A 25,000-nucleotide genomic window follows, 5' to 3' on the forward strand; every position below is an offset into this window, starting at 1 on the left:
CCGAATACATATCCCAATCCGAAAGGAACATTGGACATGACAAAAGAGACGGTATTGCGTAAACCGGAAGCGATGATTTTTGATATGGATGGTACTTTGTTTCAGACGGAAACTCTGTTGTTGCCAGCCTATCATCAGCTGTTTGATACATTGCGGGCCGAAGGGCATTTTGAAGGAGAGACTCCTCCTGAAGAACGAATGCTGGGAAGCCTGGGGATGTTGCTAGAAGATATATGGAAAGTGGTTATGCCTGAAGCTTCAGTTGCGGCCCATCGACGTGCAGACGAACTGCTGCTTCAGTTGGAGATTGAAGGGCTCGATGGGGGTAGCTCGCAGCTGTACCCGCAAGTCAAAGAGACGTTGCAAGCGTTGAAAGAACAGGGCGTAAGGTTGTTTGTGGCCAGTAACGGGCTGGAGGACTATGTTAAAGGTGTGGCCTTTGCCCATGAGATCATGCCGCTCTTTGAAGGTGTGTATAGTGCAGGACAGTACAAGACCCCTTCCAAAGTGAATTTGGTTCAGATTCTGCTTGAGAAGCATCGGATTCAGGATGCGTGGATGGTTGGGGATCGTTCTTCGGATGTGGAAGCAGGCAAAATGAACAACCAGACCGTCATCGGCTGTGCTTATGCAGGATTTGGACGGGACGAAGAACTTGCAGGATCAGATGTACTGATCTCTGATTTTACGGAACTGCTTCGTTTGTATAGGGAAGCCGAATAGAAAAAAATGACCACCCTACATCCATTCGGATGTTGGATGGTCATTTTTTTTGGTTCAAGGAGAATTTGGTTCACTATCAATGCAGTCTAAAGTTCATAACCTGGATCTTCTGGTCCTTTTGAGGGTGGCAGACTTACCTTTTACCCGTTTGACTGGTTTAGTTACCTTCACGCCATGAGGAGGACGATTCGCACTTGGGTGGTTGTTGTACACCCATAAGGCGTACTCCAGTGGTTGAGTAATTGCCTTGGAATAAGTATCTTTCTCTCCAATGCGGGCAAATACTTCACGTGCAGGCTTCGGATTCACTTCGAGCAGATAGATACGCCCACTTTTGTCAATCGCCAAATCCAGAGCCAATTCACACAAGGCTCCGTAGGTGTTTTCCAGAAATGAGGCAACGTCAATCCCAAATTTCTCGGCAGTGGTGTTGATCTCAGCCCGTTCCTTCTCATCGGTAATCCACTGTTTCATCAATTTGTGCATCGCAATGGCCTGGCCACCGCCATGCAAATTAGAGGTAACACTTTTCTCAGCACCCATACGTCCTGCGCATCCAGTTAATTCCCACTGTCCTTCACCATTCTTCTGGACCAGCATTCGATAATCATGAACCCGGCCATTCGGAAGCTGAAGCTGAATTCCCTGCTGAACAAGGTATTTATCTTTCATATTCCAATGCTGAAGCAGTGAACCCAAGCGTGACAGATGGACTTTGCGTGGGGTGATGATCCGTCGCTTCTGGTCCCGTCCCTGTACAAGAACCGTATTGGCCTCACTGCCACTGCGTTCGATGCGAAGGATTCCGCGCCCTCCGGTTCCATTAATGGGTTTCAGATAGATGAGCGAGGAGGCTTTCAGCATACGATTCACATCGGACATATCCTGAAACAGAACGGTATCTGGCAGATGTTCACGAAAGGCTGATTTCGCCGACAGCGTTTGATGAATAGTCCATTTATTGCGCAGCGGACGGTTTAGAAAGAGCAGATGGCCATACTTTTCCCGAAAGGCAAGCAGTTGCTGGAATCTGCGATTGCGCTGTATCCGGCAGCGATCGAAGATCATGTCCGGGAATGAACGCCATTCCCGGGACCAGCCTTTTTCCGAATGAAAGACCATAGCCTCAATCTGTTTGCCTCCTGAGTGTACATCGGCAGGTGTGAACACATAGATATCGAGTCCCCGCTTGCGCCCTTCAAGGATCATTCTGCGGTATATGCTCCGTTCTTCAAGAGCGCGATGTTCATTTAAGTACAACGTCATAATGCCCAGAACAGGTGAGGACACAAACAATCACCTTCTTTTGCTGTTATTCCTGTTCATCATCGTTTCGATTGACGGGCAAGGTAGGCGCTGTACTGAAAAATGCGTTCCAGCGACCTCCGTCGAATCTGCGGTTCATCAAACTTCATTGGTTTCGCGTTTGCTTCAAAGAACCAGATCTCTCCAAGATCGTCAACACCCAGGTCCATGGACATCTCGCCAAGGATATGACCCGAACCTCGTTCCACTTGTCTTGCGATCAACAATGAAGTGGACTTTACCCGCTTCATCAGTGAAGTCGACATTTCTTCCCCGAACAGATCGGTTAGCAACTTCTCAGGGTCCTCCACCGTACCTCCACGCGGAACGTGGGTCGTAATGCTTCGAGACCCGGCGAGACGGGCGCCAACACCGGTTACGCTCCACTGTCCTTTTCCGTTTTTCTGCACAAGTACCCGCAGATCGAATGGACGCTTATGGGACGATGCTAGCTCAATACCCTGTTGCATGATATAGGGCGTGTGTCCAGTTTCCTTGCGAATTCTTGCCCACAACTTGGAAAGGGTAGATGCTTTGTACGTGGTGCTTTTGCGGGTGCTCTGTATTTTAAGCCGGTAAGGAAGCCGTTCTTTTTCCTGGAACTTGAGCATCATGATTCCTTTGCCAGCCTTGCCGCTCTCTGGTTTCAGATACAGGTAAGGATACGATCGCAGCACCGTCCCCAGAGCGGTTGCTGTTCGCATTCGGCGTGTATAGGGAATCAGCTGCTGGGTAGACTTGGATTTCTTGAGCCATTCGAACAAATTCCATTTATTGAAGAAAAACGGGTTATACAGTTCGATTCCGGAATGCATACATTCCTCAATTTTGCGCTGTACTGAAGGCTTGCGTTCATCTTCCCGGTTGGGGATCCGATTGTAGAGCACATGGGGGAGGGGGAAGGACTGTGAAGTCCATCTCCCAATCCCTTTATTGTACGTGTATCCTTTCACAGTGGGGCCGCTCACGTTTAAATCTCTTACAGTCACGACGTACACCACATATCCCATATTTTCGCCCGTCTGCACAATATCCAGGAAGTTTTGTTGGTTTCCTCTGAACATCCGTTGATCATCATGCATGGTCAAGATGGCAATAACGGGTCTAAAATCATCCTGCAAGCTCATCAAATGCCGTCTCTCTTCCGGAATTTGCTCAAATACAGGCAATGTTCCAGGATGTGCTCCACCGACGATTTTCCCTCCAGTCGGAGAGAAGGGTGACGGAAAATGGAGCGGCCGGGTTTGGCGTTCGCTTCGAACATCCATACATGTTCCTCCTGATCAATGCCCAGATCAAAGCCAATCTCACCAATCAGATGCTGGTGCTGGGTTTCAATCGCCTGGGCCAGTGTAATAGCGACGGATTTGGCATGCTGGAGCACTTCTCCCGCTCGGTCGCCAAAGTTGCGGCTGAGCGCCTGCTCAGGGGTCATCAAGGAACCGCCATTTTTGATATGTGTCGTTACGCTACCTCGACCAGCCTTCTTGGCGCCAATGCCGACGACTACCCATTGGTTGTTTCCATTTTTATGCATGTGAAAGCGGAAATCAATCGGGCATTCGTCGATCTCAATAAGCCGTATACCCTGTTGAACGACATAACCGCGAAGCTGTTTGCCATGTCTGCCTTGAAGCATGCGCATCAGACTGTTGAATGAACCAAAACGAAGCAGGGCGTTTCCGCCTTTTTTGCGATAACGGGCGAAATATCCACGTTTGGGCGAATAGGTTAATCGATATATCCCGTTACCCAGACTTCCTGCTGTAGGTTTGTAATAGACAAACTGATGGCGTTCCAGCATTTCTTTCATCTGTTCTACCGTCGGATTGGTGATGGATTCAGGAATATAACGTCCTGCTGCCGGGTCATTCTCCAGCAGTTTATAAATATCTGACTTGTTGAAGAAACTCCAATTGAAGAAAGGGATCTTGCGCCGGATGAATCGCTCCCGCAGTTGGTTGATCGCTGGTGAGAAGTCAGAGCGGCGGCTGGGTAATCGGTTATACACAACGTCTGGCAGAGGTACGGTTTTGCGACTGAAGCTTCCATTGTCGTTAAGGAAAAAACCGGACACTGTTTCGTTCTGCCAGTTGATATCTCTTGGAGTGAACGCATAAATATAGGATTTACGGCTGCCTTCTCGGAGCAGTTGTTTGATAAAACCGGTACGGGAACCAAACGGGTTGGAGCCAGACGCAGGTCCGTCAGACAGCACGCCGATCAGTGGACCCAACTGGACTTCATCGTTCTGCAAGTTGCGGAGGTAGATGCTGCCCCGTTTCGGAACGTTCATCAGATTGCGTATGCCCGAAGCGAGATAGAGATGTTTGCCAGCCTTTTTGATTGGTTTGATGGTTGCGGGCACCCGGTCACGGCCAAACCGCAGATGAATCGTTTTTTTGCCGGATAGATTTAGGCTTTTCATTAATGCGTTGGATACATAAACCACTTTATCCGGTTGCTGTGTGAAATGCAGATTGCAAAAGGTCAAACTCATGATTTATCCTCCTATCCTGAAAAGATCCTTCGGCTCCATGGCAAGCGGGGCGCTGCGTGCCTCAACCGCCGTGAATCGGGATGGGTTTCAGGCCAGCTGTGCTGGATGTATTCGGCATTTTCGTTGGACGGTTCACGTCCGTGAGAACATGTTGTTGCAGCAAATAACGGGCATAGGCAAGCGGCCGGGTGTAGGTCAGACTGTGCATACGGGGGTCATCCGCCTCTGCGAATGAGGAACGTCCCGGCCTGGAGTTCACTTCAAGCAGCCAAAGGCGGCCTTGCACATCTGCTCCGAAATCAAGGCCCAGTTCGGCAAGTCTGCCAAATCGGCTTTCCAATAGCGTAGGGATGCGGGCAGCAGCCTGCCTGATCTTCACCAGTAGAGCGTTAGATTGATTTTCCCCATATCGTTCCAGCAGATAAGAATGCACAGGGTACGCCTTACCCCCTCCATGCAAATTGGAAGTGAGAGAGCCAGCCGGTCCTTCCCGAACCATACATCCGGTTAGAGACCAGCGTCCTTGCCCATTTTTTTGCACCAAGGCCCTAATGTCGAACGGTCGTCCATGATGACTAAGTTCCAGATACGGCTGTAAGATCATCTTTTTACCGGCCTTGTGTAAATCCAGCCAGGCAGAGACATCCTGGCGACGCTCAAATGAACGATGAATCAATTCATTGCGAGTATTTCTGCCCTCCATAATCCAGGAGGTATGGTAATCTTCGCGATAAAGGCGAAACGTATCTTTACCATGGGTGCCCGATACAGGTTTGAAGAAAATGCCTTTAGGCCAGCGCTCCAGCCATTGCTCCCATAAGGTATCTGACTGAAGCAGCGTCGTAGGCGCAAGAAGAGCACGCAGTCTTGTATCAGCGGACAAGGCGCGATATACCTTCCATTTACCAGGCAAGGAAGCAGACCAGTAACGGGCATGGTGTCCGTTTCCTGACGATGCTAGCTGCTGCAGCTGCTGTTTGAATGTTCTGGGAATTGGGAGTAGACAGCGGTCCATGATCAGGTCTACAGCAGGAAGAGGCACGATGTTCCATTCTCCTCTGTCAAATACATAGCCCTGTGTGAGGCGTGACACGCTGGGGTTATTCGATACGGCCAGCACAATGATATTTAGGCCGTAACGGTAGCTTTCCAAACTGAGACGACGACAGAAGAGTTCATCCACGAAAGGAGGCGAGCCTTCTGTTGCCCGAACCAGGATGGCTACTGTGTTTGTCTGATGTTGCAGGAACATTCCGCTGCACCTCCTCTAATGGATGACTCTTCAGAATCCGGCCAGATAGGTGGAGTATTCCAGCATCGCTTTGACAGAAGGCCGGATTTTGCTCTCGCTAAGTGGCGTATTATCGTTCTTGGATGGTTTGGAATTCACTTCAAGCAGCCAGACCCTTCCGCTGGTGTCCAAGGCAAGGTCAATGCCGAGTTCACCGAAGTGGGCGGGGATGGCACCTTCAATGCCTTTGGCAATATCCAGAGCGGCCGTATGCAATCCTGCGTATGCAGAGGCTTTGGCTGATGAGGATAATTGAGTTTTGGCTACAGCTTCCTTGACGGTGCTGAGACTTCCACCTCGTGCCAGGTTGGATACATAGTGACTGCCGCCTGCAATACGTGCGACGATGGAAGTGACGCTCCATTTGCCCGTACGGTTTTTTTGCACAAGCGCACGGAAATCTACGGGTCTGCCGCTGTTATCAATCAGAGAAAGACCCTGTTGGATCTGGTAGCGCGTTGTTTTCATTTTCCCGGACAGACTGGCATACAGTTTATCCAGAGAAGTATACGTTTGTTTTCGGGTCCCCCCAACGCTTGTAGCGAGGGTGAGGAAGCTGCCGTCGCTTTGACGGGAGACCCGGATGATACCTTTGCCAAGCGACCCACGAACCGGCTTCAAAAAGACAACCGGATACCGATTGCACATCGTTTTAAGTGTGGCGGAAGCTTTGAGCAAATGGGATTCGGGCAGTACTCTCTTCAGTGATGAAATGGACTTCAAGGCATCAAATACTTCATTTTTGTCCAGAAACTTTTCATTGAAGGTCTGTGTACCGTAGAGCGATTTTACTTCTTTAATAAAATGCTGTACGCTAGGTTTGTTCTCAAGCTTACGGGACGTCAGCCGGTTATTGACGACGTCTGCTATAGGCAGAACGGTCTTTTTCCAGCCGTCATCATACACCCAGCCTTTCATATAACCCGTTACCGCTCCAATATCCTCCGGTGTGAAAAAGGATACATAGGCGCCCTGCTTCCGGCAGGCGTTCACCAATTCTTGACAGAACATCGTGATGGAGCCAAAGGGCCGATCGGGTTGATCGGGATAATCCCGGCTGACCAATACACTGATGTAGGGTCCAAGGCGCAGCGTACGGCTGGCTGAACGATAAGATATCCTCAGGACCGAACGGGGAACAAGGCCGGTCTTGCTGGCTACCGTCTGATTGATGCGCAGACCGTCATACCTAGGAACAGGGATGACAGTGACCTCACGGCGGAAAGAGCCGAATTGCAGCTGAAGAGGTCGGCCAGAAGGGATTTTAAGCGCTTTGAGCACCCCTTCGCCCAGCATGATGACGTCGTCCTGCAGGATGCCCGAGCCGGTAACCTGAATCGTTACTTTTTTAGTGGACATCACGGATCTCCTTCCGGGCGGCAACTTGATGTCTGATCTCGAAGTTGAACGGCATCTGAACATGGCATGTGCTTCATCATATGAGGACATATAACCCTTGGTGATTGACCCATTTGGATTAAATGCATTTGATGCTCGGCAGGTAATGAATGGCATGTTTCCACAAGCTTTGTTTGACGGAAGTGAAATACGTGTATTAACACGGGTGAGCGTTGCGATGAGAATGCGAATGAATACGAATGGATAACAGAAGAACAACCCAATTTGAGGAGGAATAATAGTGAACATTTATGACAAAGCCAATGATTTGGCCAAAGCACTAAGAGAAAGCAGCGAGGTTGAAGAAATTACTTCTGCGATGAAGCTGATTGAAGCAGACCCTGAAGCGAAGGCTATGCTGGATAATTTCCGTGATCAACAGATGGAATTGCAACAACGTATGATGAGTGGGGATATGCCTGCACCGGACGAAATGGAGAAAATGGAGAAACTTTTCGAGGTCCTGAGCTTGAACCTGAACATCCGTCGTCTGTTTGACGCTGAACGTCGCCTGAGTGTCATTATCGAAGACGTGAACAAAATTATTGCAGACAGCCTCGGTCATCTGTACGGTGGTGCTGAAGCCTAAACCTAAAGCCTTGTCCCGTTTTTTTGCCTGAACCTCTCATATTAGCTCCTTGTCGTTCATAGACTAGACATATAGAGTCGATCAAGAACGAAGGAGCTGTGAATGGTGAAAAGGTTGAAGAAAGCAAAACATGTGATCTATCTGCTTATCGCGTTGTCGATGCTGGTCATTGCGCTGCCGCGTATTTCCTTTGCTGGTGGAATGGACTGGGTTAATATTTTTGGCATCGTATGGGTGCTGTTCTCGTTATTAATCATTGGTGCACATCTGCATTTTATTCTTGGTGTGGATGAAGAGAAGAAGCGTGCGCTGGAAGCTGTTCGGCGGGCAAAGCTGCGGCAGTGGGAGATGAAACTGGTGGACAAGCAGGAACAGAGCAAATCTGTATAAGGTTAGAACACAAATGACATGGTGATTGAGATGGTTTTATCTGTAAGGCCGGATCCCTTTTGGTATGAAGGGACCGGCCTTTTTTGCACCCTTAATTTGCTGTTCCGATTATTCAGATCGATGTTGCGCAGTTCTTTAGGAGAATGGTGCGTAGAATGGGGTTATTTTCCTAAGGTCGTGTTATAATAGATACAGAATAGTACAGATGCATCTTCGGGGGTGGTACAGATGGACGGACAGGAAGAAAACGTGACGAAGCATGAACAATTGCTTCAACATATTGAACAGCTGAAGGTAGGCAGTAAAATATCGGTGCGTGGACTGGCGCGAGAGCTGGGCGTAAGCGAAGGAACAGCGTATCGTGCAGTAAAAGAGGCAGAGAACTTCGGCCTGGTCGTGACCAAGGAACGAATTGGAACAGTGCGGATCGAGAAAAGACCTCGCGGTATGACCGAGCAGCTGACTTTTGCCGATGTGGTGACCATAGTTGAAGGTCATGTGCTGGGTGGAAGTGACGGTCTGGCCAAACCGCTTCACAAGTACGTAATTGGTGCGATGAAAGAACAGGCCATGGCCCGTTACATTGACGCGGGAAGCCTGTTGATTGTCGGTAACCGGGACAATGCACATTCCCTTGCGCTCGAACAGGGGGCAGGCGTGTTAATTACAGGTGGATTTGGTACAAGCCGTGAAGTGAGGGTGATGGCTGATGAGTTAGGTCTGCCCATCATTTCCTCCCGACATGATACGTTCACAGTGGCTTCAATGATTAACCGTGCGATCTTCGATCGACTGATTAAGAAAAAGATTATGTTGGTAGAGGATATTATTGGTCAGAAACCCCGCCTTCAGGTGCTAAAGGTGACCAGTTCAGCCGCGGATTTTCATCTGCTGGTTTCCGAAACGGGAGAGCATCGCTTTCCGGTAGTAGATGAATGGAACCGGGTTATCGGTATAGTAAGTCTCAAAGATGTGAGCGAGTTAAAAGAGGATCAAAGTATTGAGAAGTGTGTCGTACGTCGCCCAATCACAGCTTCGCTGCAAACCTCACTGGCTTCGGCTGCACAGATCATGACGTGGGAGGGCATTGACTTCCTACCCATTGTGGATCGGAACCGTAAATTGATTGCATCCGTCACCCGTAAGGAAGTGCTGCAAGCGATGCGTGATGCGCAGAAGCAGCCACAGCTTGGAGAGACGTTTGATCATCTGATCTGGAACGGGTTTGCGGAAGAGCGCGGAGAGCAGAACGAACTGTTTTTCCACGGATTCATCATTCCTCAGATGGCAACAGATCTCGGTACAATCTCGGAAGGCGTTCTGCTGAATGTGATGACACAGGCTGGAAGGCGTGCCGCTTGGGACGTTACAGGAAACGACCATATGGTGGATAATATAACAACGTATTTTGTTCGTCCGGTACAGATTGAAGATCAGATTCTGGTGCGTCCAATGATTCTGGAGACAAGTCGTCGGACCTGCAAAATGGATATTGTCATTACCCGTGACGGGAATGTTGTATGCAAAGCGGTGATGACCCTGCAATCGATTGACCATGCGTAGAAAGCTAGAGATCTTTGATCCGAAAAATATCATAATTCCAGCAAAAAAGAGAGATACTCTTATCGAAATAACGCACTGTACCCCGAAATCAATGTGGTTCAGGCTTGTTCGGATAGATGAGGATCTCTCTTTTTGGCAAAACACATTGACATCGTGCTAATGCATCAGGCAGATTGTCCGGATGTCTTGCCAGTTCCAGCGTCTGCATGCTGCTGAAGGCGGGCATAGTAACTGCGGTTACGTAAACCGGCGAACAGATTGTACGCTCCCATAATTAGAAATAGCGCTTCCACAACGACGGATAGCGTAGAACCGGTAAACACAAACATCAGGATGAGGGAAAGAATAATCAGCATGCTACCCATCCAGACGTTGGTCCATGAGCGATAGAGACCTGTGGCGATGGGATCAGTGGCTCTGCGCGAACGAATGCTGTTCAGAGCTGAACAGACCATGGCCAGGGCAAAGATGGCGATCAGTACATATTTGAGTACATCGATGAACACAAAGACGCAGCTCCTTTTCTGGAAAGCATTTACTGCCCTTATTGTACCATGCAGGCAGAGGGCAAGGGCAGTTTTTTTCCGAGGCTATCATCCATTTCTAAGCCGGAACGTGCATCCGAATCTGTACCCAAACTTGCAGCACACCTTCCATCACCAGCATCGTTTTCACCTGGACGGTATATTCCTTTTCTCTGACCGTGTACACTTTTTGGTTCAGCATGATTCGTGTCATTTTGCTGTACTCATCGATGTTGAACACATCACGGCCCCGGAGAACCTCAAGTTCATCTCCCAGCTTTTGCAGCATCACTTTTAGGGAGGCCTCGTCCGGACCTTTGTCAGAGTCTTCTGCACGGACCTTAATTTCCTTGATGACGGTTTGGCGTTTACTGTATTTTTTCAGCGTTTTAATATCCTCCTCGTTCTGATGCAGCTGAAGCTGCAACTCCTGATTGTTGAGCCACAACTCGTTGTAACTCAGGTGAAATACACCGTTGTATACGACACAACCGGCGATCATTCCGAGAACAAAGACAGCAGTCATGCGCATAAGCGGGCGGTAACGTGAAAATGGCGGGATTCTCATGGGCGCTGTCCTGGAGTCATGCTAACCCCGTCCTCCACCGCATACCCATTTCACCAGTTCGGTACCCATGTGGGCGCCCATAAATGCGGATATCAAATACAAAATTTGTTTGACTGCCGGAGACAGATTGCCGTCCAGCACGTTGCTTTCGATCACCCGCATCGGATCGATTGTACCGCCAACGGCCGCTGCGAGCGCCCAAATTTTTATTTTCCCAGCAACATCAAGCATCGTCTGTGTAGGAGGCTGGAGAGAGACTACTGCTCCTATACCTCCAATCATCGCGCCGCCCAGCACGATCCCAAACGCAATGAAGAAATCAAGAATGGCTTTGGACAAAAATGTGCTCATCCGGCAACACCCCTTTCAGACCCAGCAGCACACCTCCTGTCTTTGGTCCGTAACAGGGGGAGCGGCTTGTACTTCTATTGTATGGGCGTGCCCCCGAACGTTATGATAAAATAGAATAATAAAACACTCTTTATTAGGATGGATCCTTATTTTCATTCATTTCATTAATAGAGCATTTTACATGGATACAGAAAACAACTTTCGGTCTGAACCGAAGGATGAAAAATATGGATAGAAGAAGATAGTGTAGTAACCTGATTCAAGCAGGTTGCTGCGACTGTCCATGGCGAAAGGAAGAAAAAACATGAGTTCTTTTGTGCATTTGCACGTTCATAGTGAATATAGTTTGCTGGACGGCGCTGCGCGTATACCGGATCTCGTGAATAAGGCCGCGGATCTCGGAATGACTACGCTGGCATTGACCGACCACGGTGTAATGTATGGTGCTATCCCTTTCTACAAAGCATGCGTCGAGCGGGGAATTAAGCCGATCATTGGATGTGAGGCTTATATGACTGCAGGGTCTCGCAAAGAGCGGGGAAGCCGGAAGGATCAGCCGATCCATCATCTGATTTTACTGGCCAAAAATATGACGGGTTATCGCAATCTGATGAAACTATGCTCCATCGGACATTTGGAAGGCTTCCATTACAAACCACGTATTGATATGGAGAGTCTGGCTGCTCATCACGAGGGTATTATCTGTTTAAGTGCTTGTCTGGGGGGCGAGGTTCCCCAGCATTTGCTGCATGGACGTGAGGAAGAGGCGAAGCGTGCGGCGCTGCGTTACAAAAACATTTTTGGTGCCGATTTCTATCTGGAGCTGCAGGACCACGGGCTATCTGAGCAAAAAAGAGTGAATCCCCAACTGATTCGTCTGGCAGCAGAGCTGGATATTCCATTGGTGGCGACCAACGATGCGCACTATCTGTCCGAAGAGGACGCGGAGCTTCAGGATGTGTTGATCTGCATCGGAACAGGGAAAACGGTAGATGACGAGAACCGGCTGCGTATCGGAACCAATCAGCTTTATCTCAAGAATGAACAAGAAATGGCGCGTTTGTTCCCCCATGTGCCCGAAGCATTGGCGAATACGGTTCGCATCGCGGAATCGTGTGAGTTGCAGCTGGAATTCGGCAAATCCATTTTGCCGGAGTACAGACCGCTTCCTGAAGGGAAAACTCCGTCTGCCTATCTGCGTCAGTTGTGCGAAGAGGGAATGGAAGAGCGCTATAATGAATCATCGCGTTGGACGGACACGGAGCTCAGAGCCGAGCTTGAACAGCGGCTGGAATATGAACTCCGGGTTATAGACAGTATGGGATTCTCGGATTATTTCCTGATCGTATGGGATTTTATCGCCTATTCTCACCAGCAGGGAATTGTCACCGGACCGGGTCGTGGCTCCTCGGCAGGTAGTCTTGTTGCCTATACCTTGCGTATTACAGACGTTGATCCCATGAAGTATAACCTGCTCTTCGAGCGGTTTTTGAATCCGGAACGGATCTCCATGCCGGATATTGATATCGACTTCAGCGATGAACGGCGAGACGAAGTCATTGAATATGTTGCGAAAAAATACGGCAAAGCCCATGTAGCCCAAATCATTACCTTTGGTACGATGGCTGCCCGTGCAGCCGTTCGGGACGTCGGACGTGCATTGAATGTGCCTTACGGCGAGGTGGACAAGGCAGCGAAGCTGATTCCTGCACAGCTTGGCATTAACATTCAGCGGGCAATGGAAGCCACCCCTGAACTGAAGGCTCTGTATGAGACCAAGCCCAAAACACGTGAGCTGCTCGATATGGCGATGAAAGTGGAAGGCATGCCTCGTCATGCTTCCACGCATGCGGCGGGGGTTGTCATCTCCCGTGATCCGCTTACGGATGCCGTTCCGCTTCAAGAGGGGAGTGAGGGGACGGCCTTAACGCAATATTCCATGGAAAACCTGGAGTCTATCGGACTGCTCAAAATGGACTTCCTCGGTCTGCGTACCCTTTCGATTATTGAACGCTGTCTGCGCTGGATTGGGGAAAATAGCGAAATTCCGGATTTTCGTCATATTCCGGACGACGATGCACTCACGTATGAGATGCTTGGCCGAGGCGACACGATGGGGATATTCCAGCTTGAATCCGCAGGGGTGCGTCGTGTCCTGAAGGAGCTGAAGCCGAGTGTATTTGAAGATATTATTTCCGTGTTGGCCCTGTATCGTCCGGGCCCAATGGAGTTCATATCCAAATACATTCAGGGCAAACATGGCCAGATCGAAGTGGATTACCCCCATGCGGATCTCGAGACCATCCTTAAGGATACGTACGGCATCATTGTCTATCAGGAACAAATTATGCAGATTGCTTCCCGGATGGCAGGCTTCTCTCTCGGCGAAGCGGATTTGCTCCGCAGAGCGGTATCCAAGAAAAAACGGGAAGTACTGGATCTCGAACGTGGGCATTTCGTTCAGGGCAGTCTGAAGCAAGGGTACAGCGAAGCGGAGGCAGACCTGGTCTATGATATGATCGTCAAGTTCGCCAACTACGGTTTCCCGCGTGCCCATGCCGCTGCGTATGGCGTGCTTGCTTTCCAGACGGCTTATCTGAAAGCACATTATCCCATTCATTTTATGGCATCCATGTTAACTGCCGTGATGGGCAGTCACCGCAAGGTGGCGGAGTATGTCGTGGAATGCCGACGTATGGACATTGAAGTACTTCCACCGGATGTGAATGAGAGCGGTATTCTGTTTACACCTGTACTTACATCATCTAGCAAAACTAGTGCTGACCAAGCAGCGGAAACCCAACGTTTAGAGGGAGAGCAGGGTGAGAATGGGACAGCAAGTCCAACGATGGCACATGCTGTACATGATGATTATTATTCCGGACAAGCAGAGTACGGCGAAGCACCTCTGCCAGATGACCCGGGCCCCGCACCAGACGAAGATGGTAGTTCATACGAGTGGCAGGCAGCGACGACTGTGCCGGAGCATACCGAGGATCGGATTAATTCGGGCGTAGTGACTGTTTCTACAGCAGAACGCCTTCATGGAACTGGGAAAGAGGGGGCCTCGCATTCCGAACAGCATGAAATGTCTGCTGTACAGGAAAAGGATGGATTGTCGGTTCAGAACTCTGATGCAGATACAGCAACCGGGGCGATACGATTTGGTCTGGCTGCGGTAAAAAATGTAGGTACCCAGGCAATGGAGAGCATCATGATTGTACGTCAGGAAAGACCGTTCGACAGCCTGCTCGATTTTTGTCGTCGCGTCGATTTGCGGGTATGCAACAAACGTGTGATTGAATCGCTTATTCAGGCGGGAGCCTTTGACACATTGCCTGGGCACCGCGCCCAATTACTGGCGATGCTGGATGAAACGGTGGAAGCCGCTCTGAAATGGCGCAAGGAACGCGAGGATCTACAAATTCAATTGTTTGATTTTGTCGAGACCCCGAACTGGGAGATTGAATATCCCGAAATTCCGCCTTATTCCGGGAGTCAGCAGTTGGAGCTGGAACGTGAACTGTTAGGTTTGTATCTGTCTGGTCATCCACTGGATGACTACGAAGATGTGCTTGAATCCAGCGGCGCAGATCGCATTATGGAGCTGACTGAAGCGGCTGACGATACGATGGCCGTCGCAGCTGGGATGGTTGTGTCTGTGAAGTCGATTACGACGAAACAGGGCAAGGCTATGGCGTTCATGGAGCTGGAAGACCAGATCGAACGCTGTGAAGTGGTTCTCTTTCCCGAAGTATGGCGGCGAAGCCAGCAACATGTTGGGAAAGGTGAACTGCTCGTCGTGCGTGCCAAGGTGCAGCAGCAGGACGAAGGGTTCAAGCTGCTGGCTGAGGAAGTGGCGCCGTTGTCACCGGCGGCACTGGAACAGCAGCTGCGCAGCCGCGAACGGCGCGGTAAGCCCGGCAGCGGCAGTGCTTCGCGCCCGACGGCTTCGCCACGGCAGGCGGCTGGCGCGGGAGCCGGAGCACAGCGCAGCAGCTCAGGCGTGAGTGCTGGAGCTGCACGCAGCAGCGGAAGCCAGGGCCCGGCAGCGACGCACAGCGCTGCGGGTGGACCAGGTGCGGCCAATGCCAGTGAGGCCGCTTCCGTGGCTCGACGTGCCGCTGAGGCCGCTGGCGGCACGGAGCAGAGCCGTGGGCCGCGAGCAGTGGAGCAGCGAGTGTTCGTGAAGATCACCCCGCAGGCGGAGAATCCAGAGCTTCTGGCCCGACTAAAACAATTGCTTCAGCAGCATTCGGGTCCGGTGGCGACGGTGCTCTTCTATGAACAGCATCAGAAGCTACTTGCATTGAGTGATGCCTACCGGATTAAACCTTCGCCCTCTTTATTCTCCGAGATGGAGAAGATGCTGGGTGATGGCACAGTCAAAATAAAATAATAGGCTTTCATGTAATAATTGTTTTCTTAATTCATAGCAGCTAACGAACCACCGCGTTTTAAAAGGCGGATGATCGTGAAATGCAAAGTTTGACGAACTTTAGTGACGTTGGTCCGGTACAAAGCTGTGGCCCGACCTATAACATGACGAAATAACATCTCTGTGATTCGTTAAAACGCAGTTCTGTGGAAATGAGAGCTAATAGCGTGTGCTGGATTCGTTAGGCCCGAATCGAATAAAATTAAAAAAAGTGTCTCAGGCCATGCTCATGGCTTTGGGACACCCCTCATATTCCCAATGATGAAACCAGCTTGGCCAACTGCCGAGCTGGTTTTTTTGTATTTATTTTACCAATTCCATCAGGGATGCAGGTGGAGGAGATATTGGACGAACAAGAGTGTAATATGTGAATATTTTTGCATAATTTATAGGGTAAGCAGATTGCCATAACGAATGCACATTCCGCATTTTTTATGAACATTTTGCGAGTTTGCCGCATACACTTGAGAACACCGAAGGACCTGAGGTCCTTGGGGGAGCGATGCGGGAGGTCGAGATATGTCATATGAAATCGTAGAAGCCATGCTGGCCCGGCGGGGTGTACAGATTGATGCAATCGCGGAAATTGTATATCGTCTGCAAAAAGGGTACCACCCGGAACTGACTATGGATGACTGTGTCACGAGTGTAAAATCAGTACTGCAGAAACGTGAGGTGCAATATACGCTATACACAGGTATAGCCCTCGACGAGCTTGCTGAGAAACGCCTTTTGCCGCAACCTTTGCAGGCAATTATGGAGGCGGATGAATCCCTGTATGGAGTGGACGAGACTCTTGCTCTTGGCATTACCCATGTATATGGTATGATCGGTTTAACCAGTTTTGGTTATCTGGATAAAGAAAAGATTGGTGTCATTCATGATCTGAACGAAGCAGGACCAGCTATACATGTTTTTCTGGACGACCTGGTTGCCGGGCTCGCCGCTGCTGCTTCTGCCCGAATTGCTCACAAAAATATTAAAGCCAAGAAATACCCATCGGATATCTGATTTTCTTCATTTGTGTTTTCATTCATTTGGTATCTTTTGTTTGTTCAATGGAAGGTCATCCAGGGTAGCTATTGCTGCCCTGAGCGGCCTGCAATCCCTTTTTTAAAAAGGAAAGTCCTAGGATCATTGCATCACCATATCGGTTATCCTCGCGGGACAAATGTCCCTCTAGATCTCGTTTTCTCCCCAAAGGTCCCGAACCCTTCCTTGCAGAAAAAAAGTGAGGTATGTTATCATTAGTCCAATATACGGGCTCTGAACATTAGCTTAGGGGGCGGACATGGCATGTGGACGGTGATTTACATTGCACCGACAGCAAAGGTTGCGGACAAGATCAAGACCAAGCTTTCGGAAGAAGGTTTTCTGGTACAGACCCGTCCCATCAGTTTATCCAAGCAGCAATTTGAGATTCGCGTCCCTTCAGGGGAATTGGAAGAGGTTCAGGAAGTGCTGAATTCGATTCTGCATTCCTGATTCATTCGATATCAGACGTGCCTTGGCAGATGAAGAAGTACCAATGGTACATAAGGGACTGACCGCGTAAGCGGAGTGAGGAATCGACTTGCATGTATTGTATGCTGCTGTCCTTCCTTCTTTTTTTGTTAGGACAAGGACCGACCAGATTGCTCCCAGAGACCCTGCCAAGACAGATTCAAACATCGGCGCAACAATCTTTCGGTTATTGCAGGTAACATCAATCGTGCTGACAGAAGCCGCTGATCCTTGCCTTATACCGGCGGATTTTTTTGTTGTGAATGCTGGACAAGGCCCATGGCAGCGTATGGGTCGTAAGCGGTTTACCGCAGCGCGCGGATGAAGTTGCTACATGCAACGAACTGCAGGTTGCGGCCATCAAATCAACGGCTGGAGAGGTGTAGTTGTGTTCAAAGATATATTCCAGAAAAAACGGAAGTACGCCACCATACCTTCCGAGCGTGCGCTTCGTGGCGAAGGTCAGGAAGCTGGAGAACGTCCAAAACGTGAAATACCTGAAGGGCTTATGAACAAGTGCAGCAAATGCGGCACGATTCAATATAGCAAGGAATTGGAAAAAAACTTAAAAGTATGTCCGGCTTGCGGTTACCATATGCGTTTGAACGCAATGGAACGCATTGCCATGGTTCTAGATGAGCAAGGGTTTGTGGAGCATGACGCTGATATGATCTCGGTTGATCCGCTTGACTTCCCTGGATATAGTAACAAACTGGAACAACAGCGCTTGAAGTCAGGACTGAAGGAAGCTGTCATTACGGGTGAGGGAACCATAGAAGGTTTGCCTGTGGTTGTTGCTGTCATGAGCTTCGACTTCTTTACAGGCAGTATGGGTTCGGTAGTAGGAGAGAAAATTACCCGTGCGATTGAGCATGCAATAGAGAAACATTTGCCTTTGATCATTTTCTCAACATCTGGGGGTGCCCGGATGCAAGAGAGTATTCTTAGCCTTATGCAAATGGCAAAAACAAGTGCGGCTTTGTCCCGTTTGGATGAACAGGGCGGTTTGTATATTTCGGTTATCACGGATCCGACGACAGGTGGAGTATCGGCTAGTTTTGCGAGCCTTGGTGATATCATTATTGCGGAGCCGGGAGCTGTATTTGGTTTCGCTGGAAGAATCGTGATTGAGCAGACGATCCGTCAGAAACTGCCTGATGATTTCCAAACGGCAGAATTTAATTTACAGCACGGCCAGCTGGACATGGTGGTCCATCGTAAAGAACTTCGAGCCACCCTTGGTAAGCTTCTAGACATGCATAGTGAAAAAGGAGGGGTCTAAATGGCGGGTGAGTTGCCATATGAAGCGCCTCTGGTTGAGATGCGCAAAAAGATCGAAGAGCTCGTACAGTTTGGACAGGAAAAGGGTATTGACTTCACCGACGAAATTGCCCGCCTTGAAGAACGTTATCATAGACTCGAAGAAGAGATTTATTCCGGTATAACAGCTGCTCAGAAAATGCATCTGGCGCGGCATCAGCAGCGTCCGACGGCATTAGATCTGATCCAATTGATATTTACCGATTTCATTGAGTTGCACGGCGATCGCATGTTCGGAGATGATCTGGCGGTTGTTGGCGGACTGGCGAAGCTGAACGGAAAAACAGTAACGGTCATTGGCCAACAGCGGGGGAAAGATACGAAGGATAACATCGCCCGTTTTTTTGGGAGCGCACATCCGGAAGGATTCCGAAAAGGACTGCGCTTGATGAAGCAAGCGAACAAATTTGGTCGTCCAATTATTACCTTTGTTGATACTAAAGGGGCGTATCCGGGTAATACTGCTGAAGAGAGAGGTCAATCGGAAGCTATTGCACGTAACCTGCTGGAAATGGCGAAGCTCTCGGTGCCTGTTATTGTAGTGGTCATCGGCGAAGGTGGTAGCGGCGGGGCACTAGCTATGGCTGTGGGTAATCGTGTGTTGATGCTGGAGCATGCAATTTACTCTGCGATCTCTCCGAACGGTGCTGCTTCCATTCTTTGGAAAGATGCATCCAAGGCAGATCAGGCGGCCGAAGCGATGAAAATTACGGCCAAAGACCTTCTGGAGATGGAAGTCATTGAAGAAATAATCCCTGAGCCACGCGGCGGTGCTCATCGGGATTATGAAGAATCTGCGGCTGCAATAAGTGAGGCTTTGGTTCGTCATCTGGACGAGATGAAAGGATGGAGTGGTGACCAATTGAAACAGGATCGGTATGAGAAATTCCGTAAAATTGGATCAGTCACGTTTGAACCAGAAGTGCAGATTGAAGTCCCTCAAGTGCCTGTTGAAGTCGATACAGCAGGTAATTTGTCGGGAAATGCTGAATGATGTGATGAATTTCCTATACAAATGAGCAAAAGTATAGTAAATTTAATAGTTGGAAAAAGAAAAAGAGATAAAAAGATAGACCTTTAAAATCGGAGGAAACCCAAAATGCGCAAAACAAAGATTGTATGTACGATTGGTCCATCCAGTGAATCATTGGAAAATACCAAAAAATTGATTATGGCCGGTATGAACGTGGCCCGTTTGAACTTCTCCCACGGTGATTTCGATGAGCACGGCGGACGGATCACAGCAATTCGCCAAGCATGCGAAGAGCTGAACAAGACAGTAGCGATCTTGCTGGACACCAAAGGACCGGAAATTCGGACAGGTAAACTCGAAGTGGAGCCGATCGAATTGGTTCAAGACGAGTACATCACTTTGACAACAGAAGAAATTCTGGGCACCAAAGAACGTCTTTCCATTACGTATGCAGATCTTCCGAGTGATGTTGAACCGGGATCTACAATTCTGATCGACGACGGTCTGATCGGACTGACTGTGGTGGAAGTGCAAGGCACTGAGATCAAATGCCGTATCGTTAACGGTGGTACGATCAAAAGCAAAAAAGGTGTTAACGTTCCGGGAGTTGCCATTTCTCTTCCGGGTATCACTGAAAAAGATGCCAACGATATCGTATTCGGTATCGAACAAGGTGTCGATTTCATCGCGGCTTCTTTTGTTCGTAAAGCAAGCGACGTCCTTGAGATTCGTGAATTGCTTGAAAAACACAATGCCGGACATATCCAAATCATCTCCAAAATTGAGAACCAACAAGGTGTGGACAACTTGGATGAAATCCTTGAAGTGTCCGATGGTCTGATGGTTGCTCGTGGAGACCTGGGTGTAGAGATTCCTGCGGAAGAAGTACCATTGGTACAAAAACGCATGATCGAAAAATGTAACGTTGCAGGCAAACCAGTTATCACAGCTACACAAATGCTGGATTCCATGCAACGCAACCCGCGTCCAACCCGTGCAGAAGCAAGTGACGTGGCTAATGCGATCTTTGACGGTACTGATGCAATCATGTTGTCTGGTGAAACAGCTGCGGGTAAATACCCAGTTGAATCCGTTCTGACCATGTCCCGTATTGCCGAAAAAGCAGAATCTGCTCTGCCTTACCAAGAGCTGTATCTGAAACAACGTGTTGCACAACAAACAACAGTTACTGAAGCAATCAGCCAATCTGTTGCCCTGTCAGCTCAAGATCTGAACGCTAAAGCGATCATTACTTCGACTGAATCCGGTCATACAGCACGCATGATTTCTAAATATCGTCCAGAATCTCCAATCATTGCGGTGACAACGGAAGACAGAACTTCCCGTCGTCTTGCACTGGCTTGGGGTGTAACACCAGTCAAAGGAAGACTTGTTGATTCCACTGACGCTTTGTTTGAAAATGCAATTGAAGGCGGCGTGAAATCCGGACTTGTAAAAGAAGGAGACCTTGTTGTTATTACAGCGGGTGTACCTTTGGGTCGTTCCGGTTCCACTAACCTGATCAAAGTAAGCCAAATTCCAAACAACGCATAATTGTGTTTGGACGAGAAGCAACAGGAATGAAGCAATGGGGCGTTTGCGTCCTGTTGCTTTTTTTCCATCTTTATGACACTTTAGCGCCGCTAGATACGTAAGAATTGGTATATCGAAGGAGGCCGGTAACATGCAACAACAGAGCAATGGCAGTTGGTACACGGCACGCCTTCGCGTGCGTTATCAAGAAAGTGATCAGATGGGTGTGGTCTATCACGCCAACTATTTGAATTGGTTTGAAATCGGTCGAACCGAGATGATTCGCCAAATGGGGTATACATATCGTAAAATGGAGGAACAGGGGTTACTGCTTCCGGTAACCGGACTGGATGTAAAATATCATAAACCTGCCCGGTATGATGATGACATCGTCATTTTCACCCGAATTGCTGCATTTAGTGGTCTGCGACTGAACTATAAGTATGACATAAGGCGCATGACTCCAGACCTTAATGAGCAGATAGGCGTTGGGCAACGAGTGTGGTTATCTGAGGAGTCCCTTCCTGGTGAAAGGTTGGTTACAGGCTCTACCCAGCATGTATGGGTCAATGGGGACTGGAAGCCAGTCAGGCTGGATAAGGCAGCTTCTGAGCTCTACAGCGCGCTTGAGAAAGTGTGGCTTTCAGGAAAGGGGTAATACGTAATGCGAAAATGGATGTGGGCCCTGCTATTAATCATTCCGGTGATTGAACTGTATGGTTTCATTCTTATGAGTGACTGGATTGGAGCCGGAAAGACATTGCTTCTCATGATTCTCACGTCCTTGATCGGTATAGCAATGTTGCAGTTTGAAGGACGAAAAGTACTTATTGATGCCAAATCCGAGATGGAGCGCGGTAAGGTGCCTGGAAGGAAAATGGTAGATGGACTATTTATTTTTGTCGGTGGTTTCCTGCTGCTGATTCCGGGATTTATCACAGATCTGATCGGTTTTACACTGTTGTTTCCAGTAACACGTTCAGTGTACCGCCTATTCTTCCTGGGCTGGTTGGAGAAGAAAATGAGAAACGGAAGTATTAAGTTTTATCGTGGTCCGAAGCAATAGGAAATATCAGCATCAGTTAAAGAAAGGCACCGCTCATCAGATTCAGTCTGAGGAGCGGTGCCTTTCTTAATCTTGATGATATGCGGATGACAGAACAGAAATCATGATTTCATCGGACACGTCCATTAATAATGTATGTTCGGAGATCACGGAATACGTTCGCTCGATTAAATGCATCAAGGATAACGAGGCTGACAGGGCCGATAATCAAACCGAGTACACCGAACAGCTTCAATCCGACAAACATGCCAACCAATGTGGCGAGAGGGTCCAATCCGACACTGCTGGCAAGCACTTTGGGTTCAATGATTTGGCGGGCAATCAGTACAATGAGATATACAACACTGATACCGATCCCCAGGTACAGGTCTCCATTCATAAGCAGGTATGCCGCCCAAGGAACCATCACGAGGCCAACACCGAGATAAGGAAGCAAATCCACCAGACCGATGAGCAAAGCGATCGTAAAGGCAGACTTAACCTGGAGCACAAGCAATCCGATCATGACAAATAATGCGGTGATGGAGATCATGATCAACTGGGCTCGTGCATAACCGAACAGCGCTTTTTTTAGATCATTCCATATGTCGGTAATCGGTTTGCGAATGGAAGAGGGCACCCAGCCCGATACGGTAATGCTGTGTCTGGTCCAACTTTTGCTAATAAAGAAAGTTGACAGCAGAACCACGATTAATACGGCTCCCATATTGGGTAGGGAAGTGAGCAGGTTCAGGATCATGTTGAAAAATCCGGTGACTAGATCGGTTACTGCTGTACCTACCGTTTCGGTTGTTTTGCTAATATTGCTGTTAATGGTCTCCTGATAGTTGGGGTTTTCCTTATAAAATTCATTAATCTGTCCGATTAAACTCTGAATCGTGTCATTCTGAGTCCAGCGGACGAACGTTGCCTTAATCTCATCGACATGAAGGTCGAAGCTTGTTGTTAGTGAGATGACTTCCTTGACCATACGGGTTACCGCAGCAGACAATACGACGACAATGGCCCCGAAATAAATGATTAGTGATAAGGTTACAGCCAGCCAGCGAGGAAATCGAGCCTTGTATTGAAGCAACTTCACCAGAGGGTTCATCGCATAGGCGATAATCCAGGCGATGGCAAAAGGATATAACAACGGGAACAGCAGGTATATGGCAACAGCAATGAGTATGGTCGCGATAATCACCCATAAGCCGCGCAACAGGCGTTTCATTATAATTCTATCCAAGCATCAACTCTCCTTATTCCATTTCAAGCCACCATGAAGGAAGCACAGGAAGCTATCTAGTTAATATAGAGCAAATACACTGATTTGAAACGCTAGGATGTCGTCGAATTATATCTTTTCTTTTGCCTAGAGTATGCCTCATATTCACAAAATATAGCAATAAAAACTTGGTTTATAGCATGGATTTATATAAAAAGAATAAAATGTCAACCTTGCTTTTGTAAAGGTTTTCAAAAATGCTTTATCGGTCCGATAAAGAAGTTTGATGTGCGGATGACCCCGCATCATGTTCACATAAACGACAAAATCCAGTATGATGAGATAAGGAAATACCGATTGACAGATATGAAAAACAGATATTGAGGTATTTATTAATTTTAAAATGTAAATGGTTACAAAAGAAGGACGAGTGCGTTTGAGCACGTAGATGACACTCTGGATGGGTTCTTGATTTCGTTTATTAAAGGAGAGATGTAATATGACAGCTACCAAAGGTCTGGAAGGCATCGTTGCAACAACCTCTTCGATCAGCTCCATTGTAGACGGTGTGCTTACATACCGTGGTTACGATATTGACGATCTGGCAGAACATGCAAGCTTTGAAGAAGTTGCCTATTTACTGTGGTTTGGTAAATTGCCAACTACGGATGAACTGAAATCCCTTCGCAAAAGCTTGAGCGATTACGCGCCGATTCCGAGCGAGTTGATTGCACAAATCCAATTGTATCCGAAAAACATGAGTACCATGGCAGCACTGCGTTCCGCGGTATCCGCACTGGCTCTGTACGATGAGCAGGCTGACGAGATGACAGCGGAAGCGAATGAGAACAAAGCGGTTAAGCTGCAAGCGCAGTTGCCAACCATTGTGGCAGCCATAGCCCGTATCCGTCAGGGCAAAGAACCTGTGGCTCCAAAAGAAGGCGCTTCCATCGCAGAAAACTTTTTATATATGATGACTGGAGAAGAACCAGCCGAGACCGCTGTTAAAGCCCTTGATCAGGCGCTTGTCCTGCATGCGGATCACGAGTTGAACGCTTCTACATTTGCAGCACGTGTAACCGTTGCTACGCTTTCCGATATCTATTCGGGAGTAACTTCTGCGATTGGCGCATTGAAGGGGCCATTGCATGGCGGTGCGAACGAAGCCGTTATGAAAATGCTGAATGAGATTGGCACACCTGATCGTCTGGAGGCGGCTATTCAAGAAAAATTGAACAACCGTGAGAAGATCATGGGCTTTGGACACCGTGTATACAAAAATGGTGATCCACGTGCGAAGCATCTGCAAAAGATGTCCAAGGAACTGGGCGAAATGAACAACGATACACGTTTGTATGAAATGTCAGTGAAGATCGAAGAACTGGTGACAGGACAAAAAGGTCTGAAACCAAATGTAGATTTCTATTCCGCTTCCGTATATACCCAATTGGGTATTGAAGAAGTACTGTTTACACCGATCTTTGCGATTAGCCGTGTATCAGGTTGGACTGCTCACATTCTGGAACAGCTTGCGGATAACCGCATTATTCGTCCGCGTGCCGAGTACACAGGCCCAACAGATCAGAAGTACGTTTCAATCGAACTTCGCTAATGGCATCAAAACCAGTATAATAAACAGGACGGGGTGAAGGGATGTAACCTGTTGGCTAAAACTAGCAGCAAGTTCATAACCCTTCCTCCAATAAGACAAGCGGTGTGTTATCATACTGCATCGAAACCCAAGGAGGAATTATACTA

22 protein-coding genes are annotated in these 25,000 nt (G+C 48.5%); 13 read left to right on the forward strand and 9 right to left on the reverse strand.

All coding sequences use genetic code 11. From position 1 onward, the window contains the following. The first annotated feature begins 36 nt into the window (after positions 1-36). Positions 37-723, forward strand: a complete 687-nt coding sequence (locus tag RS891_RS09455; protein WP_113051746.1) for an HAD hydrolase-like protein — start codon at positions 37-39, stop codon at positions 721-723. 93 nt (positions 724-816) lie between these two features. On the opposite strand, the gene RS891_RS09460 is transcribed toward RS891_RS09455, so the two are convergent. From RS891_RS09460 to RS891_RS09480, 5 genes are all read right to left on the reverse strand, one after another. Next, complete coding sequence (locus RS891_RS09460) at positions 817-2,013, reverse strand: YheC/YheD family endospore coat-associated protein (RefSeq protein ID WP_258530444.1); 1,197 nt, start codon at positions 2,011-2,013, stop codon at positions 817-819. Positions 2,014-2,048: 35 nt separating this feature from the next. Beyond that, a complete protein-coding gene (locus RS891_RS09465) occupies positions 2,049-3,155 on the reverse strand; it encodes a YheC/YheD family endospore coat-associated protein (protein ID WP_113051697.1) in 1,107 nt (368 codons plus the stop codon). After that, the gene (locus tag RS891_RS09470; RefSeq protein ID WP_113051698.1) at positions 3,155-4,528 is read right to left on the reverse strand and encodes a YheC/YheD family endospore coat-associated protein; all 1,374 of its coding nucleotides are present in this window, start codon (positions 4,526-4,528) and stop codon (positions 3,155-3,157) included. Before RS891_RS09470 ends, RS891_RS09465 begins: the two co-directional genes overlap by 1 nt. A 61-nt stretch (positions 4,529-4,589) precedes the next feature. Next, positions 4,590-5,780, reverse strand: a complete 1,191-nt coding sequence (locus tag RS891_RS09475; protein ID WP_113051699.1) for a YheC/YheD family endospore coat-associated protein — start codon at positions 5,778-5,780, stop codon at positions 4,590-4,592. 30 nt (positions 5,781-5,810) lie between these two features. Continuing rightward, positions 5,811-7,178, reverse strand: coding sequence for a YheC/YheD family endospore coat-associated protein (locus RS891_RS09480; protein ID WP_315795155.1), 1,368 nt, complete (start codon positions 7,176-7,178; stop codon positions 5,811-5,813). A 280-nt stretch (positions 7,179-7,458) separates the two neighbouring features. Here RS891_RS09480 and RS891_RS09485 point away from each other — a divergent pair, with 280 nt between their 5' ends. From RS891_RS09485 to RS891_RS09495, 3 genes are all read left to right on the forward strand, one after another. Further along, entirely contained in the window at positions 7,459-7,806 is a 348-nt protein-coding gene (locus tag RS891_RS09485; RefSeq protein WP_076289793.1) for a YlbF/YmcA family competence regulator, read from the forward strand. A 102-nt stretch (positions 7,807-7,908) separates the two neighbouring features. Next, the gene (locus RS891_RS09490; RefSeq protein WP_076289792.1) at positions 7,909-8,196 is read left to right on the forward strand and encodes a hypothetical protein; all 288 of its coding nucleotides are present in this window, start codon (positions 7,909-7,911) and stop codon (positions 8,194-8,196) included. Between the two features lie 228 nt (positions 8,197-8,424). Next, complete coding sequence (locus RS891_RS09495) at positions 8,425-9,759, forward strand: DRTGG domain-containing protein (protein WP_113051701.1); 1,335 nt, start codon at positions 8,425-8,427, stop codon at positions 9,757-9,759. Positions 9,760-9,923: 164 nt separating this feature from the next. Here the strand turns inward: RS891_RS09495 and RS891_RS09500 are convergent, their stop codons facing one another. The 3 genes from RS891_RS09500 to RS891_RS09510 form a co-directional block, all read right to left on the reverse strand. Continuing rightward, positions 9,924-10,265 carry a YtpI family protein gene (locus tag RS891_RS09500; RefSeq protein WP_181586439.1) on the reverse strand — a complete coding sequence of 114 codons (342 nt, stop codon included), beginning with the start codon at positions 10,263-10,265 and terminating at the stop codon, positions 9,924-9,926. Positions 10,266-10,362: 97 nt separating this feature from the next. Beyond that, on the reverse strand, positions 10,363-10,851 hold the full coding sequence (locus tag RS891_RS09505; RefSeq protein WP_063564310.1) for a sporulation membrane protein YtrI: 489 nt from the start codon (positions 10,849-10,851) through the stop codon (positions 10,363-10,365). Between the two features lie 21 nt (positions 10,852-10,872). After that, the gene (locus RS891_RS09510) at positions 10,873-11,202 is read right to left on the reverse strand and encodes a YtrH family sporulation protein (RefSeq protein ID WP_024629128.1); all 330 of its coding nucleotides are present in this window, start codon (positions 11,200-11,202) and stop codon (positions 10,873-10,875) included. Positions 11,203-11,506: 304 nt separating this feature from the next. On the opposite strand from RS891_RS09510, the gene RS891_RS09515 reads away from it, so the two are divergent. The 8 genes from RS891_RS09515 (at position 11,507) to RS891_RS09550 (ending at position 22,035) form a co-directional block, all read left to right on the forward strand. Beyond that, entirely contained in the window at positions 11,507-15,601 is a 4,095-nt protein-coding gene (locus tag RS891_RS09515; protein WP_315795156.1) for a DNA polymerase III subunit alpha, read from the forward strand. A 558-nt stretch (positions 15,602-16,159) separates the two neighbouring features. Next, the gene (locus RS891_RS09520; RefSeq protein ID WP_024629130.1) at positions 16,160-16,651 is read left to right on the forward strand and encodes a phosphatidylglycerophosphatase A family protein; all 492 of its coding nucleotides are present in this window, start codon (positions 16,160-16,162) and stop codon (positions 16,649-16,651) included. A 285-nt stretch (positions 16,652-16,936) separates the two neighbouring features. Beyond that, the gene (locus RS891_RS09525) at positions 16,937-17,125 is read left to right on the forward strand and encodes a hypothetical protein (protein ID WP_017689496.1); all 189 of its coding nucleotides are present in this window, start codon (positions 16,937-16,939) and stop codon (positions 17,123-17,125) included. Positions 17,126-17,531: 406 nt separating this feature from the next. Next, positions 17,532-18,425: an acetyl-CoA carboxylase, carboxyltransferase subunit beta gene (accD, locus tag RS891_RS09530; protein ID WP_113051702.1), complete on the forward strand. Its 894-nt coding sequence runs from the start codon at positions 17,532-17,534 to the stop codon at positions 18,423-18,425. Beyond that, the gene (locus RS891_RS09535; RefSeq protein ID WP_113051703.1) at positions 18,426-19,457 is read left to right on the forward strand and encodes an acetyl-CoA carboxylase carboxyltransferase subunit alpha; all 1,032 of its coding nucleotides are present in this window, start codon (positions 18,426-18,428) and stop codon (positions 19,455-19,457) included. It begins immediately after the preceding gene. A 105-nt stretch (positions 19,458-19,562) separates the two neighbouring features. After that, a complete protein-coding gene (gene pyk, locus RS891_RS09540; RefSeq protein ID WP_063568089.1) occupies positions 19,563-20,990 on the forward strand; it encodes a pyruvate kinase in 1,428 nt (475 codons plus the stop codon). 130 nt (positions 20,991-21,120) lie between these two features. Then, complete coding sequence (locus RS891_RS09545) at positions 21,121-21,627, forward strand: acyl-CoA thioesterase (RefSeq protein WP_315795157.1); 507 nt, start codon at positions 21,121-21,123, stop codon at positions 21,625-21,627. Positions 21,628-21,633: 6 nt separating this feature from the next. Further along, positions 21,634-22,035, forward strand: coding sequence for an FxsA family protein (locus RS891_RS09550; protein WP_113051705.1), 402 nt, complete (start codon positions 21,634-21,636; stop codon positions 22,033-22,035). Between the two features lie 109 nt (positions 22,036-22,144). Here the strand turns inward: RS891_RS09550 and ytvI are convergent, their stop codons facing one another. Then, positions 22,145-23,263 carry a sporulation integral membrane protein YtvI gene (ytvI, locus tag RS891_RS09555; RefSeq protein ID WP_113053372.1) on the reverse strand — a complete coding sequence of 373 codons (1,119 nt, stop codon included), beginning with the start codon at positions 23,261-23,263 and terminating at the stop codon, positions 22,145-22,147. A gap of 478 nt (positions 23,264-23,741) precedes the next feature. Between ytvI and citZ the strand changes: the two genes are divergently transcribed. Further along, complete coding sequence (gene citZ, locus RS891_RS09560) at positions 23,742-24,854, forward strand: citrate synthase (RefSeq protein ID WP_113053373.1); 1,113 nt, start codon at positions 23,742-23,744, stop codon at positions 24,852-24,854. Positions 24,855-25,000: the final 146 nt, after the last annotated feature.

Source organism: Paenibacillus sp. BIC5C1, assembly GCF_032399705.1.
GTDB classification, from domain to species: domain Bacteria; phylum Bacillota; class Bacilli; order Paenibacillales; family Paenibacillaceae; genus Paenibacillus; species Paenibacillus taichungensis_A.

Coding starts and splice junctions, on each gene's coding strand:
- RS891_RS09495 (WP_113051701.1), top strand. CDS start 8,425: ATGGACGGACAGGAAGAAAACGTGACGAAGCATGAACAATTGCTTCAA.
- RS891_RS09480 (WP_315795155.1), bottom strand. CDS start 7,178: ATGTCCACTAAAAAAGTAACGATTCAGGTTACCGGCTCGGGCATCCTG.
- RS891_RS09475 (WP_113051699.1), bottom strand. CDS start 5,780: ATGTTCCTGCAACATCAGACAAACACAGTAGCCATCCTGGTTCGGGCA.
- RS891_RS09455 (WP_113051746.1), top strand. CDS start 37: ATGACAAAAGAGACGGTATTGCGTAAACCGGAAGCGATGATTTTTGAT.
- RS891_RS09515 (WP_315795156.1), top strand. CDS start 11,507: ATGAGTTCTTTTGTGCATTTGCACGTTCATAGTGAATATAGTTTGCTG.
- RS891_RS09505 (WP_063564310.1), bottom strand. CDS start 10,851: ATGAGAATCCCGCCATTTTCACGTTACCGCCCGCTTATGCGCATGACT.
- RS891_RS09470 (WP_113051698.1), bottom strand. CDS start 4,528: ATGAGTTTGACCTTTTGCAATCTGCATTTCACACAGCAACCGGATAAA.
- RS891_RS09550 (WP_113051705.1), top strand. CDS start 21,634: ATGCGAAAATGGATGTGGGCCCTGCTATTAATCATTCCGGTGATTGAA.
- citZ (WP_113053373.1), top strand. CDS start 23,742: ATGACAGCTACCAAAGGTCTGGAAGGCATCGTTGCAACAACCTCTTCG.
- RS891_RS09545 (WP_315795157.1), top strand. CDS start 21,121: ATGCAACAACAGAGCAATGGCAGTTGGTACACGGCACGCCTTCGCGTG.
- RS891_RS09510 (WP_024629128.1), bottom strand. CDS start 11,202: ATGAGCACATTTTTGTCCAAAGCCATTCTTGATTTCTTCATTGCGTTT.
- RS891_RS09520 (WP_024629130.1), top strand. CDS start 16,160: ATGTCATATGAAATCGTAGAAGCCATGCTGGCCCGGCGGGGTGTACAG.
- RS891_RS09490 (WP_076289792.1), top strand. CDS start 7,909: ATGGTGAAAAGGTTGAAGAAAGCAAAACATGTGATCTATCTGCTTATC.
- RS891_RS09465 (WP_113051697.1), bottom strand. CDS start 3,155: ATGAGCTTGCAGGATGATTTTAGACCCGTTATTGCCATCTTGACCATG.
- RS891_RS09525 (WP_017689496.1), top strand. CDS start 16,937: ATGTGGACGGTGATTTACATTGCACCGACAGCAAAGGTTGCGGACAAG.
- pyk (WP_063568089.1), top strand. CDS start 19,563: ATGCGCAAAACAAAGATTGTATGTACGATTGGTCCATCCAGTGAATCA.
- RS891_RS09535 (WP_113051703.1), top strand. CDS start 18,426: ATGGCGGGTGAGTTGCCATATGAAGCGCCTCTGGTTGAGATGCGCAAA.